Annotated in this window: 11 protein-coding genes, 2 rRNA genes and 1 pseudogene; 13 read left to right on the forward strand and 1 reads right to left on the reverse strand. The window is 70.5% G+C overall.

The window, feature by feature from the left end; genetic code table 11:
• The 8 genes and pseudogenes from AB0H54_RS25615 to recN form a co-directional block, all read left to right on the forward strand.
• Positions 1–145 (forward strand): 23S ribosomal RNA (locus AB0H54_RS25615); the annotation flags it as partial.
• A gap of 117 nt (positions 146–262) precedes the next feature.
• A 5S ribosomal RNA gene (rrf, locus tag AB0H54_RS25620) occupies positions 263–379 on the forward strand.
• 1,958 nt (positions 380–2,337) lie between these two features.
• Positions 2,338–3,024 (forward strand): annotated as a pseudogene (locus AB0H54_RS25625) (hypothetical protein); the annotation flags it as partial.
• 354 nt (positions 3,025–3,378) lie between these two features.
• Positions 3,379–4,272 (forward strand): HAD-IIA family hydrolase, encoded by an 894-nt coding sequence (locus AB0H54_RS25630; RefSeq protein WP_357348502.1) that lies wholly within the window; start codon positions 3,379–3,381, stop codon positions 4,270–4,272.
• 13 nt (positions 4,273–4,285) lie between these two features.
• Positions 4,286–4,573 carry a hypothetical protein gene (locus tag AB0H54_RS25635; RefSeq protein WP_355281029.1) on the forward strand — a complete coding sequence of 96 codons (288 nt, stop codon included), beginning with the start codon at positions 4,286–4,288 and terminating at the stop codon, positions 4,571–4,573.
• Position 4,574: 1 nt separating this feature from the next.
• A complete protein-coding gene (locus tag AB0H54_RS25640; protein ID WP_355281030.1) occupies positions 4,575–5,396 on the forward strand; it encodes a TlyA family RNA methyltransferase in 822 nt (273 codons plus the stop codon).
• Positions 5,393–6,349: an NAD kinase gene (locus AB0H54_RS25645; RefSeq protein WP_355281032.1), complete on the forward strand. Its 957-nt coding sequence runs from the start codon at positions 5,393–5,395 to the stop codon at positions 6,347–6,349. The genes AB0H54_RS25640 and AB0H54_RS25645 overlap by 4 nt, the downstream gene beginning before the upstream one ends.
• Positions 6,327–8,096 (forward strand): DNA repair protein RecN, encoded by a 1,770-nt coding sequence (gene recN / locus AB0H54_RS25650; RefSeq protein WP_357348505.1) that lies wholly within the window; start codon positions 6,327–6,329, stop codon positions 8,094–8,096. The genes AB0H54_RS25645 and recN overlap by 23 nt, the downstream gene beginning before the upstream one ends.
• Positions 8,097–8,144: 48 nt before the next feature.
• Here the strand turns inward: recN and AB0H54_RS25655 are convergent, their stop codons facing one another.
• Positions 8,145–8,564, reverse strand: a complete 420-nt coding sequence (locus AB0H54_RS25655; protein ID WP_355281035.1) for an SRPBCC family protein — start codon at positions 8,562–8,564, stop codon at positions 8,145–8,147.
• A 323-nt stretch (positions 8,565–8,887) separates the two neighbouring features.
• Here AB0H54_RS25655 and AB0H54_RS25660 point away from each other — a divergent pair, with 323 nt between their 5' ends.
• From AB0H54_RS25660 to AB0H54_RS25680, 5 genes are all read left to right on the forward strand, one after another.
• Positions 8,888–9,364 (forward strand): hypothetical protein, encoded by a 477-nt coding sequence (locus AB0H54_RS25660; RefSeq protein ID WP_357348507.1) that lies wholly within the window; start codon positions 8,888–8,890, stop codon positions 9,362–9,364.
• Positions 9,365–9,483: 119 nt separating this feature from the next.
• Positions 9,484–10,683, forward strand: coding sequence for a putative cytokinetic ring protein SteA (steA, locus tag AB0H54_RS25665; protein WP_357348509.1), 1,200 nt, complete (start codon positions 9,484–9,486; stop codon positions 10,681–10,683).
• Complete coding sequence (locus AB0H54_RS25670; protein WP_357348511.1) at positions 10,680–11,621, forward strand: copper transporter; 942 nt, start codon at positions 10,680–10,682, stop codon at positions 11,619–11,621. Before steA ends, AB0H54_RS25670 begins: the two co-directional genes overlap by 4 nt.
• Before the next feature lie 172 nt (positions 11,622–11,793).
• A complete protein-coding gene (locus AB0H54_RS25675; RefSeq protein WP_355281047.1) occupies positions 11,794–13,515 on the forward strand; it encodes a CTP synthase in 1,722 nt (573 codons plus the stop codon).
• A gap of 14 nt (positions 13,516–13,529) precedes the next feature.
• A complete protein-coding gene (locus AB0H54_RS25680; protein WP_357348513.1) occupies positions 13,530–14,183 on the forward strand; it encodes an NUDIX hydrolase in 654 nt (217 codons plus the stop codon).
• Positions 14,184–14,187 lie beyond the last annotated feature (4 nt).

Below are 14,187 nucleotides of genomic sequence, written 5' to 3' on the forward strand. Positions count from 1 at the left end.
TAAGCGGGAAGCCTGTTCCAAGATGAGGTTTCTCTCCCACTTGATGGGTTAAGGCCCCCTACAGACCATGGGGTTGATAGGCCGGAACTGGAAGCACAGTAATGTGTGTAGGTGACTGGTACTAATAGGCCGAGGGCTTACTATCGAAGGTGTTACGCGTCCACTGTGCGGTATCTGAAACAACACACAGATCACCGAGACAACAATTCTCGACCCTTTGGGGTGGTTAGTTGTGGCTCTCTGTGTGACAGTTTCATAGTGTTACGGCGGTTATAGCGGTGGGGAAACGCCCGGTCCCATTCCGAACCCGGAAGCTAAGGCCACCTGCGCCGATGGTACTGCACTCGACAGGGTGTGGGAGAGTAGGACACCGCCGGAACATCCTTCGCGATAGGGGACCCAGAATTGGGTCCCCTATCGGCGTTTGTGGGCCGTGACGGCCCCGGCACGCCGGGCGGACGATGCCCCGTCCTCCGCCCGTGGTTGAATTCTTGTAGGCGGGGCCACGACAACACTCCCCGAGGTCGGGGAATCTAGAAAGGGATCGCCGTGTCGGAACACAACGACGGACGGAAGCCTTTCCGCCGGGACGGTGACGCCCGCGGCTTCGGCCGGCGCGGCGAACCGACCGATCGCCCCCGTGGCGGACACGGTGACCACCGTGGCGAAGGCGGCGGATTCCGCCGCAACGACGACAATCGTGGTGGCCGAGGCGGTTCCGAGGGCCAGCGTGGCGGCTTCAACCGCGACGATCGTGGCGGTGACCGTGGCGGTTTCCGGCGCAGCGACAGCGGTGACCGTGGCGGTTACCAGCGTCGCGACGACGCCGGTCGCGGCGGCTCGGGTGACCGGGGCGGCTTCCGGCGCAGCGACGACGACCGCCCCCGTGGTGGTGGCGATCGCGGCGGTTACCAGCGTCGTGACGACGCGGGCCGTGGTGGCTACCAGCGTCGCGACGACAACGACCGGGGCGGTTTCCGGCGTGGCGACAGCGACCGTGGCGGGTACCAGCGTCGTGACGACGCCGGCCGCAGCGGCTCCGGCGATCGTGGTGGCTTCCGCCGCCGCGATGAATCCGACCGTCCCGCAGGCGGTTTCGACCGCGGCGGTGATCGCGGCGGATACCGGCGCAATGACGACGACCGTCCCCGTGGCGGCTCGGACCGTGGCGGCGATCGTGGCGGGTTCCGGCGCAACGAGGGCGACGACCGCTCGCGCGGCGGCTACGACCGCGGCGATCGCGGCGGCTTCCGTCGCGACAACGACGACCGTCCCCGTGGTGGCTCCGGCTTCCGCAGGAACGAAGGCGACGACCGTTCGCGCGGTGGTTCCGATCGTGGTGGCGATCGCGGCGGTTTCCGGCGCAGCGACAGCGGTGACCGTGGTGGCTACCAGCGTCGCGACGACGCGGGCCGTGGCGGCTCCGGTGACCGGGGCGGCTTCCGGCGCGGTGACGACGACCGTTCGCGCGGCTCCTCCGATCGTGGTGGCTTCCGTCGCAACGACGGTGACGATCGTTCGCGCGGTGGCTCCGATCGCGGTGGCTTCCGGCGCAGCGAGGGTGACGATCGTTCGCGGGGCGGCTCGGACCGTGGCGGCTTCCGTCGCAACGAAGGCGATGATCGCTCGCGTGGCGGCGCCGACCGTGGCGGATTCCGCCGTAACGAGGGCGGCGAGCGCGGTGGTTTCCGTCGCGACGACCGCGACGATCGTTCGCGTGGTTCCTCGGATCGCGGTGGCTTCCGCCGTGGCGAGGGTTCCGATCGCGGTGGATACCAGCGGCGTGACGACAACGCTCGCGGCCCCCGCCGTGACGACGATCGCGGGCGCGGTGGATTCAAGCGTGGTGGCGATTCCGGCGGGAAGCGCTACGTCGGCGAGGACGGCGCACCGCTGGACGGCACCTACCGCGAGAAGCGGCGCGAGCGTGAGGGCGATGTCCTCGGCGTCGTGTCGTCGGCCGCGAATGCCGATGCCGCAGAAAGCGATTCGGCCGACATCGATTCGACGGTGAGCGACGACAGCGCCGCGTCCACTGAGCAGTTCGACGACACCTCGTCGGCCGAGGACCGCGCCGCGGACGTGGCGGACAGCGATCGGACGGAGTCCGCGGACGACGACGATCGCGCCGAAGCCATCGAGCCGACCGAGTCCGCCGACGCGGGCGACGACGATCGCGCCGAGTCGGTGGCCGTCGAGTCCGGTGACCGCGACGACGCGGCGGACCGCTCGGATCGTCGAGGCGATTCCGGCTACGGCGCCCGCGGCGGCGACGATCGGGACGACCGGCGTCGTGGCGGCGAGGGTGCCAGGACCGCGGGCGGACGGTCGTCGGACCGGCGTGCCGCGCGTCCGGACGAGCCGGATCTGCCGGAAGACGTGCAGGCCTCCGATCTCGATCCCGCCGTGCGCCGCGATCTGCTCAGCCTGGACAAGAACAACGCCGAGACCGTCGCACGGCACATGGTGATGGCCGTCGAGCTGCTCGAGGACGATCCCCGCCTCGCACTGGCCCACGCGCGGGCCGCGCGGCAGCGCGCGGGCCGGATCGCCGTGGTCCGGGAGACCGCAGGCGTGGTGGCCTATCACGCCGAGGAATGGGCGGAAGCGCTCTCCGAGCTGCGTACCGCGCGTCGGATGTCCGGTGGTTCCGGGCTGCTGGCGGTGATGGCGGACTGCGAGCGCGGTCTGGGCAGGCCGGAACGGGCCATCGAGCTCGGCCGCAGTGACGAGGCGCAGGCGCTCACCGGTGACGAGGCCACCGAGCTGCGGATCGTGGTCGCCGGTGCGCGAATGGATCTGGGTCAGTTCGACCAGGCCGTCGTGACGCTGCAGACCCCCGATCTGGACCCGGCGCGCACCGGCTCGGCCGCCGCGCGCCTGTTCTACGCCTACGCCGACGCGCTGGTCGCGGCGGGCCGCACCGACGACGGTCTGCAGTGGTTCCTCAATGCCGCCGCCGCCGATCTCGACGGCGAGACCGACGCCGAGGACCGCGCCGCGGAACTCACCGGCGACGCGTAATCCGGTAGCCAACGGCCGCCGGGCCGGGAAACCCTCGCGGGTTCCCGGTCCGGCGGCCGTTTCGCGTTCGTGGGTCAGCAGTCGCCGAACAGCGGGCCGGTCTCATTCCCGAACAGGCACGCCGGCACCAGGAACACGGCGAGCCGGAAGTGAGGTGACGGGAATCACCGCACCCCGCGACGCGCGCGAGGGCGGGCGCCGAAAAGCGGTACACCGTGCACGGACGGTTTCCGCATGCTCGATCATGAAGGGTGCGAGCGCGATTCGGCGGTTCCGCGGACGCGGATCTGTCGGTGGCCTCGCCTAGGGTCGGCGCAGGTGCTCGGCCCGGCAGTGACGACGGAGTGAGGGTGTGTGAACCGGCTACGCGATCAATACGACGCTTTGCTGCTCGATCTGGACGGAACGCTGTACCGCGGTCCCGAGGTGATCGACGGCGGCCCGAAAGCGCTCGCCCCGGACGGTGAATCGGCGCAGCGGCTGGTCTATGTCACCAACAACGCGGCCCGTGGGCCCGGTCCGGTGGCCGAGCATCTGGCGGAACTGGGTTACCCGGCGACCACCGAGGACGTGGTGACCAGCGCGCAGGCCGCGGCCGGGATGCTGGCGCATCGACTGGCTCCCGGTTCCCGCGTGCTCGTCGTCGGCACCGATGATCTGGCCGCCGAGATAACCGCGGTCGGGCTGGAGCCGATCCGGCGCTTCGGCGACACCCCGCCCGACGCCGTCGTGCAGGGCCATTCGCCCACCACGGCCTGGCCCGACCTCGCCGAAGCCGCCTACGCGCTGCGGGCGGGCGCGCTGTGGGTCGCCGCCAACACCGATCGCACCCTGCCCAACGAGCGCGGGCTGGCGCCGGGCAACGGCTCGATGGTCGCCGCGCTGCGCACCGCCTCCGACCGGGAGCCGCTGGTCGCGGGCAAGCCGTTCGCGCCGCTGATGGAAGACGCGCTGGAGCGCGCGGGCGCCCGTGCTGCGCTGGTCGTCGGCGATCGTCTCGACACCGACATCGAGGGCGCCAACGGGCTCGGGCTCGACTCGCTGCTGGTGCTCACCGGTGTCAGCACGCTGGCGGACGTCCTGATCGCGCCGCCGGCCCAGGTACCCACCTTCATCGCCACCTCGCTCGACGCGCTCAACGACGACATCGTGCCCGAGGCGGTCGCCCCAGCGGCGGTCGCGGAACTGTTGCGACAGCACCCCGGCCGGGCGGTACGCGTGCGCGCAGCCGATTCGGAAATCCGATAGCGTTGACGACACGATGAGTACTCCGAGTTCACCGACGCCCGGCGCGCCGCAGCCACCCCGTCCCGGGATCCCCCTGCCCGGCAGTCACCTGCCCGGTGGTCAGGCGCGGCAGGAACCGGCCGACCCGCATCGGATCAAGGCCGAGGTCGACGCGCTGCTGGCGGAGCTCGGCCAGGTACCGGTCGCGACCGGACCGGCCGAGAACACCGAGACGGGAGCCGACATCACCCGGCGTGCGCGCATTCTCGAGCAGGCGCACGACGTGCTGGTGGACGCCCTGGCGACAGTGGACAAGATCTGAGGTGGCCAGGCGAGCGCGTGTGGACGCCGAACTGGTTCGCCGGGGATTGGCGCGATCGCGAGAACACGCGGTCGAGCTGATCAGCGCGGGCCGCGTCCTGATTGCCGGCACCGTCGCCGTGAAACCGGCGACGGCGGTGGAGACCGGAACCCCGCTGATCGTGCGGGAGGAACCCGACGAGGTGTCGTGGGCGTCGCGCGGGGCGCACAAGCTGCTCGGCGCGCTCGAGGCCTTCGAGCCGCAGGGCCTCAGTGTCGCGGGCAAGCGCTGCCTGGACGCGGGCGCGTCGACCGGTGGATTCACCGATGTGCTGCTCTCGCGCGGCGCGAAGGAGGTGGCCGCGGTCGACGTCGGGTACGGCCAGCTGATCTGGCGGTTGCAGAACGACGACCGGGTCCAGGTGTACGACCGCACCAACGTGCGCAACATCACCCCCGAGATCATCGGCGGCACAGTCGAATCCGTCGTCGGTGACCTGTCGTTCATCTCGCTGGGCCTGGTGCTGCCCGCGCTCGCCGCGTGTGCCGCCGACGGCGCCGATCTGCTGCCGATGGTGAAGCCGCAGTTCGAGGTCGGCAAGGAGCGGGTCGGTTCCGGCGGTGTCGTGCGCGATCCGGCCCTGCGCGCCGAGGTGGTGGGCGAGGTGGCCGCCGCGGCGGGCGCGCTCGGGCTGCGGACCCAGGGTGTCGTCGCCAGCCCGCTGCCAGGTCCGTCGGGCAATGTCGAGTACTTCCTGTGGCTGCGCAAGGTCGGCCCGTTCGACTACGACGCCGCGGCGGTGGCAGCGCTGGTCGCCCGCGCGGTCGAGGAAGGTCCCCAGTGAACACGCACGACGACGGCAGGGAGATCCTGCTCGTCGCCCATCCCGGTCGCGCGGAGATCATCGAGACCGCGCACCGGGTGGCGAAGATCTTCGCCGAGGCGGGCATCTGCCTGCGGGTGCTGGCCGACGAGGCCGACAGCACCCGGTTCGAGAACGAGCCCGCCGGTTACCCGGTGCGGGTGGTGCCGCACAGCCCCTCCGCGGCGATCGGCTGCGAGATGGTGCTCGCGCTCGGCGGCGACGGCACCTTCCTGCGCGCCGCCGAACTCGGCCGCCCGTCGGGGGTGCCGGTCCTCGGCATCAACCTGGGCCGCATCGGTTTCCTCACCGAGGCCGAGGCCGAGCATCTCGACGAGGCGCTGGCCCAGGTGGTCGACCGCGACTACCGCGTGGAAGACCGGATGACCATCGATGTCACCGTCCGCGTCGACGACTCGATCGTCGAGCGCGGGTGGGCGCTCAACGAGGCCAGCCTCGAGAACGCCCAGCGCATGGGCGTGCTCGAAGTGGTGCTCGAGGTCGACGGCAGGCCCGTGTCGTCGTTCGGCTGCGACGGCATCCTCATCTCCACTCCCACCGGGTCGACGGCCTACGCGTTCTCGGCGGGCGGGCCGGTGGTGTGGCCGGAACTCGAAGCGATGCTGGTCATCCCGAGCAACGCGCACGCGCTGTTCGCGCGGCCGCTGGTGACCAGCCCGGAATCGCTGATCGCGGTGGAGACGGTGGCGACCGGGCACGACGCGATCGTGTTCCTCGACGGCAGGCGCACTCTGGCGCTGCCGCGCGGCGGCCGCGCCGAAGTGGTCCGCGGCGAACGACCGGTGCGGTGGGTGCGGCTGGATTCCGCGCCGTTCGCCGACCGGATGGTGCGGAAGTTCCAGCTGCCGGTCACCGGCTGGCGGGGCAGACAGCGAACGGAGAACAGCCGCGATGCTGACAGAGATCAGGATTGACGGACTCGGCGTCATCTCGACGGCCACCGCGCAGTTCCATGCGGGCCTGACCGTCCTCACCGGTGAGACCGGTGCGGGCAAGACGATGGTGGTCACCAGCCTGCATCTGCTCAGCGGCGCTCGCGCCGATGCCGGGCGGGTGCGGCTCGGGGCGGCCAAGGCCGTGGTCGAGGGGCGATTCGTCATCGACGACGTCAACGACGCGGCCCGCACGGCCGTCGGCGAGGTGCTGGAATCGGCCGCCGCCGAGGCCGACGAGGACGGCAGCGTGATCGCGGTCCGCACCGTCAACAGCGACGGGCGCTCCCGCGCGCACCTGGGCGGCCGCGGCGTGCCCGCCGCGGTGCTCGGTGAGTTCACCTCCCGGCTGCTGACCGTGCACGGCCAGAACGACCAGCTGCGGTTGCAGCGGCCCGAGCAGCAGCTCGCCGCGCTCGACCAGTTCGCGGGCGACGGCGTCGCCGGGCTGCTGCGCAAGTACCAGGTGCATCGCCGGACGTGGCTCGATGCCCGCTCGGAACTGCTGGAGCGGACCGCGCGCAGCCGGGAGCTGGCGCTCGAGGCCGACCGGCTCAAGCATTCGCTGGCCGAGATCGACGGCATCGCACCGGAACCCGGTGAGGACACCCGCCTGGTCGCCGAGATCCGCAGGCTCAGCGATCTGGATTCGCTGCGCGAGGCCGCGGTCGCCGCGCACGAGGCACTGTCCGGTCCGGCCGACTCCGCGGCCGACGGTGGCGGTGTGCTCGATCTGCTCGGCGGTGCGCGGGCCCGGCTGGATTCCGCCGACGACCCGGGGCTGACCGCGCTCGCGCCGCGGCTGGGCGAGGCGATCGCGGTGGTCGTCGACGTGACCACCGAACTCAGCGGCTATCTCTCGGAACTGCCGTCGGACCCGGGCGCGCTCGACTCGATGCTCACCCGCCAGGCCGAACTGAAGTCGCTGACCCGCAAGTACGCCCCCGACATCGACGGCGTGATCGCCTGGGCCGACGAGTCCCGCGCGCGCCTGGATTCGCTGGACGTGTCCGAGGACGCGCTGGCCAAACTGGCCGGCGAGGTGGAGACCGCGGCGGGCAAGGTGCGCGAGGCCGCGCGCAAACTCAGCGCGGCGCGCGCGAAGACCGCGGGCAAGCTGGCCTCGGCGGTGAGTACCGAACTCGGCGGGCTGGCGATGGGGAAGGCCCGGCTCGAGGTGCAGGTGCGGCAGCTGCCGGCGAACGCGCAGGACTCGGCGCCGATCGAGATCGACGGTGCGCGGCTGCACGCCGGGTCGCACGGGGTGGACGAGGTGGAGTTCCGGCTCTCGGCCCATTCCGGCGCGCAGTCGCTGCCGTTGAGCAAGAGCGCTTCCGGCGGTGAGCTCTCGCGGGTGATGCTCGCGCTCGAGGTGGTGCTGGCCAGCTCGGATCACGGCGCGACGATGGTGTTCGACGAGGTCGACGCCGGGGTCGGCGGCCGGGCGGCGGTGGAGATCGGCAAGCGGCTGGCGCGCCTGGCGCGCACCCATCAGGTGATCGTGGTGACCCACCTGCCGCAGGTGGCGGCCTTCGCCGACACCCACCTCGTGGTGAACAAGTCCGACGACGGAAAAGGCAAGGTGGACAGCGGAGTCCGCACGCTGACCGACGACGAGCGGGTGGTCGAACTGGCGCGCATGCTCGCGGGCCTCGACGACACCGAGACCGGCCGCGCGCACGCGGAGGAACTGCTGGAGACCGCGCGCGCGGAGCGCACGCCGGCCTGATCGCGCGGGTGGCGTCGCCCGCGCGAGACGCGGGCGACGCCGACGCGACTACTTCAGGGCTTTGCGGACGCCGCCGATGAGCTGGTTGGTCAGCTGACGCAGGCCGAATTCGAGGACCGGCGCGGGCACGGGCAGCGACGGCTCGGACTCCATCGTGTAGACCACACGGGTGCCGCCGGAGCTGGTGTCGGCGAAGGTGATGATGCCGACGTGGCGCTTGACCGGCGCGCCCTTGACGATCTTGTATTCCATCCGCTCGCCGGGGACCAGCGCGGTGATCTCCTCGGTGACGCCCGCCTTGCCGAAGCCGAGCACGTGCTGTGCGCCGACGCCGGTGGCCGGGTCGCCCTGCTTGATCAGCTTGACCTGGATCGGCAGGTAGGGGCTGACGGCCTCACGCTCGGTGAAAAGGCGGTAGACGATGTCACGAGGTGCGTCGAAAACCGTCTCGACGGTGCTGCGGGGCATGGATGGTCTCCTGTCCGAGGTATCTGTGACCCGCAGCATACGGGTAGATCTCGGCCCCGCTCCGACCTGGCCGCCATCACATCGAAGAACCAGTGGTATTTCGTGTTGTGGAACGCGGCGAAGCGCCACGCGCCGTCCTGGCGAACCGCGACATCGGGGGTGCACGCCACCTCGCTCGAGGTCGCCGGGAAGTTGCGGGAGAACGACGAGGCGTAACCCTCGTGCGGCGGCGTCCGACATACTGACCGGAGATCGTTGGTTAGCCGAACTTTGTGGATTGTCCCCGCCCCGGCGGTGGGCCGACCGAGAGGAAGCGCGAGACGATGCGATGGATCAGCAGGATCGGCGGAACGGCCGCGGTCGCCGCGGCGGCGGTGCTCGGCGCGACCGGCCTCGCCGCCGCCGAGCCGGTGACCACCACATTCCCCGGGGCCGCGGCCCTGTGGGGCTGGAGTATGAACGGGCCCGGCACCGACCATGTCACCGTCACGGCGACGACGGGTGAGCAGCCGGGGCAGACGTCCTTCGGTGTCACCGCCGTGCTGCCCTACAAGGGCGACGGTTCCCCGTGGTTGCGGGCCCGCGTGCAGTGGCTCAACGTGACCACCGGCGAATCGGGGATCGCCGACGTTCCCTACATTCACCCGTGTACCGATCCCGCGCAGTGTCCGGTCGGTCCCGTCACGGTGCGCACCGGCGCGGGCCATGTCGTCGCCGGTGTCTACTCGGTGTCCGTCGGCGGCAATGTCGGTCCGAGCGTGACCGTGCTGCCCGGCTACGGCACCTTCCAGGCTCGCTGAATCCTCACTCGGCGACGATGCCGGCGGGTTGCTGTGTTCGAGGATCACAGTGACGAATGTGACCGGTGATTCGGCGCGCCTCCACCAAAGGTTGAGGGTTTGCCCGCATCATCGGCCACATGAAGATGCCGGCGTTGTTGTCGAGGAACACGGAAACGCTGCCCGGTGTCACCGGGATCGCCCGGGTGGATCGCAACACCCGGCGATTGCTGCGGCGCGTCGGTCCCGGGGATGTCGTGGTCCTCGACGAGACCGACCTGGACCGTCACACCGCCGACCGGCTGGTCGAAGCGGGCGTCGTCGCGGTGATCAACACCTCGCCGTCCATCTCCGGCCGCTATCCCAATCTCGGCCCGGAAGTGCTGGTGGCCAACGGGATCGTGCTGATGGACGCGGTGTCGGCCGACGCCTTCGGCAAGATCAAGGACGGCATGAAGGTCCGCATCGACGAGGGCATCGTCTACGCGGACAAGATGACCAAGAAGGAACCCGAGGTCCTGGTCGAGGGCATCGAGTTCGACGAGTCGGCCATCGCCGACCGGATGATCGAGGCACGCAACGGCCTGGCCGATCACCTCGACGCGTTCGCCGGCAACACCACCGAGTTCGTCCGCACCGAGAGCGCGCTGCTCATCGACGGCATCGGTGTCCCCGATATCGAGCTGGAGTTGCGCAATCGGCACGTGGTCGTCGTCGCCGACGGGTCGGGGCACCAGGAGGAACTCCAGCGGCTCAAGCCGTTCATCAAGGAGTACGCGCCGATCCTGATCGGTGTCGGCCGGGGCGCCGACACCCTGCGCAAGCTCAAGTACAAGCCGGATCTGATCGTCGGCGATCCCGACGAGATCAGCACCGAGACCCTGCGATCCGGTGCCGAGATGATCCTGCCCGCCGACACCGACGGGCACGCCAAGGGCCTCGAGCGCATCCAGGACCTCGGCATCGGCGCGACCACGTTCCCCTCGTCGGGCTCGCCGACCGATCTGGCGCTGATGCTGGCCGATCATCACGGCGCTTCGCTGATCGTGCTCGCGGGCGCGCCCGCCTCGCTGGAGGACTTCTTCGATCGCGGTCGCCGTGACAGCAATCCGGCGACCTTCCTGACCCGGCTCAAGGTCGGCGCGAAACTCGTCGACGCCAAGGCCGTCTCCACGCTGTACCGGCAGCGGTCCTCCGGCGCCGCGCTGGCCTTGGTGGTGTTGGCGGCACTGGTCGCGATCGTGGTGGTGATCCTGGCCTCGCACAACGGATCCGAGGTGCTGGACTGGGCCGTCGAGTACTGGAACCGCTTCGTCCTGTGGGTGCGTGGTCTGCTGTGATCTCGCTGCGTCACCATGCCATCTCGATCGCCGCGATCTTCCTCGCCCTGGCCGTCGGGGTGGTGCTCGGCTCGCAGACCCTGGCCTCGGACATGCTGTCCGGGCTGCGATCGGACAAGGACGACCTGCGCGGCCAGGTCGACGCGCTGAGCGCGCAGAACGACCAGCTCACCGCCCGCCTCGACGCCGCCGACCGCTTCATCGCCGACTCCTCGGGCAGGCTGCTGGGCGGCACCCTGGCCGACCGCAGCGTCGTCGTGTTCACCACGCCCGACGCCGATCCCGGCGACATCGACGGGGTGAGCAGGGCGCTCGAGACCGCGGGCGCGCAGGTGACCGGCCGGATCGCACTCACCGACGCCTTCGTCGACGCGGGGGAGGGTGACCGGATGCGCTCGGCCCTGACCAATATCGTCCCCGCAGGCGCGCAGCTGCGGACCGGCGCCGTCGACCAGGGCAGCATGGCGGGCGACCTGCTCGGCCTGACCCTGCTGCTCGACCCGGCGACCAACCAGCCGCGCAGTACCGCCCCCGAACTCGCCCTGGTCCTGGAGACCTTGCGCGGTGGCGGTTTCCTCGCCTACGGCGACACTCCCGTGCGACCCGCGCAACTCGCCGTCGTGGTCACCGGCAACGGTGTCGCATCCGACAGTGGGCAGGGCGCGACTATCGCCCGCTTCACCGGCGCGGTGCGGGCCAGGGCGGCGGGCACGGTGCTCGCCGGCCGCGCCGGAGCCGCCGAGGGCAACGCCGCCATCGCCCACGTCCGGGCCCAGGCACCGCTGGCGACCACGGTCACCACGGTCGACAATATCGACCGCGAAATCGGCAGGGTCACAACAGCTCTCGCCTTCACCGAGCAACTCTCCGGCGGCGCGGGCCGCTACGGCACCGGCCCGACGGCGACGTCGTTGACGATGGTCGCGATGCCTCGCTGAATCGCTGCTTCAGGCGACGGATCGGGACAGCTGATTTCGATGGGACATGGGTAACTCGCCGGGTACGCCCAGAGGTCCGCGACCGCTGAACCGCCGGCCCGACGCGCGACACGCCCCCTCGCAAACGGCACGCAAAATACTCGGGGAGGCGGACCTGTTACTCTGGAGTTCCGTGGGTCAAACACGGAATCAGGCTCGAAATGCCACCAAGCACATCTTCGTGAGCGGTGGCGTCGCCTCCTCTTTGGGTAAGGGTCTCACCGCCTCCAGCCTCGGTCAGTTGCTGACCGCGCGCGGCATGCGGGTGACGATGCAGAAACTCGACCCGTATCTGAACGTCGATCCGGGCACCATGAACCCGTTCCAGCACGGCGAGGTGTTCGTCACCGAAGACGGCGCCGAGACCGACCTGGATGTCGGCCACTACGAGCGGTTCCTCGATCGCGACCTATCCAAGGACGCGAACGTGACCACCGGGCAGATCTATTCGACGGTCATCGCCAAGGAGCGCCGCGGCGAGTACCTGGGCGACACGGTCCAGGTCATCCCGCACATCACCGACGAGATCAAGAACCGCATCATGGCGATGCAGGGTCCCGATCTCGAGGGCCAGGTGCCGGATGTGGTGATCACCGAGATCGGCGGCACCGTCGGTGACATCGAGTCGCAGCCGTTCCTCGAGGCGGCGCGCCAGATCCGCCACGACGTGGGCCGCGACAACGTGTTCTTCCTGCACGTGTCGCTGGTGCCGTACCTGGCGCCCTCGGGCGAGCTCAAGACCAAGCCGACGCAGCACTCGGTGGCCGCGCTGCGCAACATCGGCATCCAGCCCGACGCGCTGATCCTGCGCTGCGACCGCGAGGTGCCGCAGGGGCTCAAGAACAAGATCGCGCTGATGTGCGACGTCGACGTGGAGGCGTGCATCTCCACCCCGGACGCGCCGTCGATCTACGACATCCCGAAGGTGCTGCACAGCGAGGGCCTCGACGCCTACGTGGTGCGCAAGCTCGGCCTGCCGTTCCGCGACGTGGACTGGGCCGTGTGGGGCGACCTGCTCGACCGCGTGCACTCCCCGCGCGAGACCGTCGAGGTGGCGCTGGTCGGCAAGTACGTCGACCTGCCCGACGCCTACCTGTCGGTGACCGAGGCGCTGCGCGCCGGTGGCTTCGCGCACCGCTCGAAGGTGAACATCCGCTGGGTGCCCTCCGACGAGTGCGAGACCGAGGCGGGCGCCCAGGCGGCGCTGCGCGACGTCGACGCGGTGCTGATCCCCGGTGGTTTCGGTATCCGCGGCATCGAGGGCAAGCTCGGTGCCATCCGGTACGCCCGGCATCGCGGGATCCCGCTGCTCGGCCTGTGCCTCGGCCTGCAGTGCGTGGTCATCGAAGCGGCGCGCTCGGTCGGCATCGACGATGCCAACTCGGCCGAGTTCGAGCCCGACACGAAGAACCCGGTCATCTCGACCATGGCCGACCAGGAAGACGTCGTCGCCGGCGAGGCCGATCTGGGCGGCACCATGCGCCTGGGCGCCTACCCGGCCACCCTGCAGAAGGGCTCGGTCGTCGCGCAGGCGTACGGCTCCGAGCACGTCTCCGAGCGGCACCGGCACCGGTTCGAGGTGAACAACGCCTACCGCGACGCCATCGCCAAGAGCGGGCTGGTGTTCTCGGGCACCTCGCCCGACGGGCACCTGGTGGAGTTCGTGGAGTACCCGGCCTCGGTGCATCCGTTCTTCGTCGCCACCCAGGCGCACCCGGAGCTCAAGAGCCGTCCGACCAGGCCGCATCCGCTGTTCGCCGCGCTGATCAACGCGGCGTTGAAATACAAACTGGCCGAACGCCTTCCCGTAGACTTCCCGGAGGAAGAGCTCGCGGAGCAGGCCGCGGATCTCTGAGAGAGAGCAGCGACGTGAGCCAGCCCGGTAGTCATGACTTCGAGACGGTCGCCAGCCGGGTGCTCTACAGCGGCGCGATCCTGGCCCTGCGCCAGGATCAGGTCGCGATGCCGGACGGGCGGGTCGCCGAGCGTGAGGTCATCGAGCACCACGGCGCGGTCGCGGTGCTCGCGCTCGACGCGGACGGCAATGTCGTCCTGATCCGCCAGTACCGGCATCCGATCGGTACCCGGCTGCTCGAACTGCCCGCCGGGCTGCTCGACATCGACGGCGAGGACCCGCTCACCGCGGCCAAGCGCGAGCTGGCCGAGGAGACGGGCCTGGCCGCCGCCGAGTGGTCGGTGCTGGTGGACGTCGCGTTGTCGCCGGGATTCACCGACGAGGCGCTGCGGGTGTTCTTCGCGACCGGGCTCTCCGCCACCGACCGGCCGGAGCCGGAGCACGAGGAGGCCGATCTCGAGCTGGTCCGGATGCCGGTCGCCGAGGCGGTCCGCGCGGCGCTGGCCGGGGAGATCGTGAACGCGACGGCGGTCGCCGGGGTGCTCGCGTACGCGGCGGCCGCGGCGGGCACGGTGCCGCTACGTCCGGCCGACGCGCCGTGGCCGGGTCAGCCGACGGCGTTCCTGCGGCGCAAGGCCGCCGAGGCACGCGGCGAAAGCGAATCGTGACAGT

Origin of the sequence: Nocardia sp. NPDC050718, from assembly GCF_040654235.1 — a bacterium.
Taxonomy (GTDB): Bacteria; Actinomycetota; Actinomycetes; order Mycobacteriales; family Mycobacteriaceae; genus Nocardia.

Excerpts from the sequence above, each read along its gene's own strand:
- steA (WP_357348509.1), top strand. The coding sequence starts at position 9,484 with ATGAAGATGCCGGCGTTGTTGTCGAGGAACACGGAAACGCTGCCCGGT.
- recN (WP_357348505.1), top strand. The coding sequence starts at position 6,327 with ATGCTGACAGAGATCAGGATTGACGGACTCGGCGTCATCTCGACGGCC.
- AB0H54_RS25660 (WP_357348507.1), top strand. The coding sequence starts at position 8,888 with ATGCGATGGATCAGCAGGATCGGCGGAACGGCCGCGGTCGCCGCGGCG.
- AB0H54_RS25635 (WP_355281029.1), top strand. The coding sequence starts at position 4,286 with ATGAGTACTCCGAGTTCACCGACGCCCGGCGCGCCGCAGCCACCCCGT.
- AB0H54_RS25655 (WP_355281035.1), bottom strand. The coding sequence starts at position 8,564 with ATGCCCCGCAGCACCGTCGAGACGGTTTTCGACGCACCTCGTGACATC.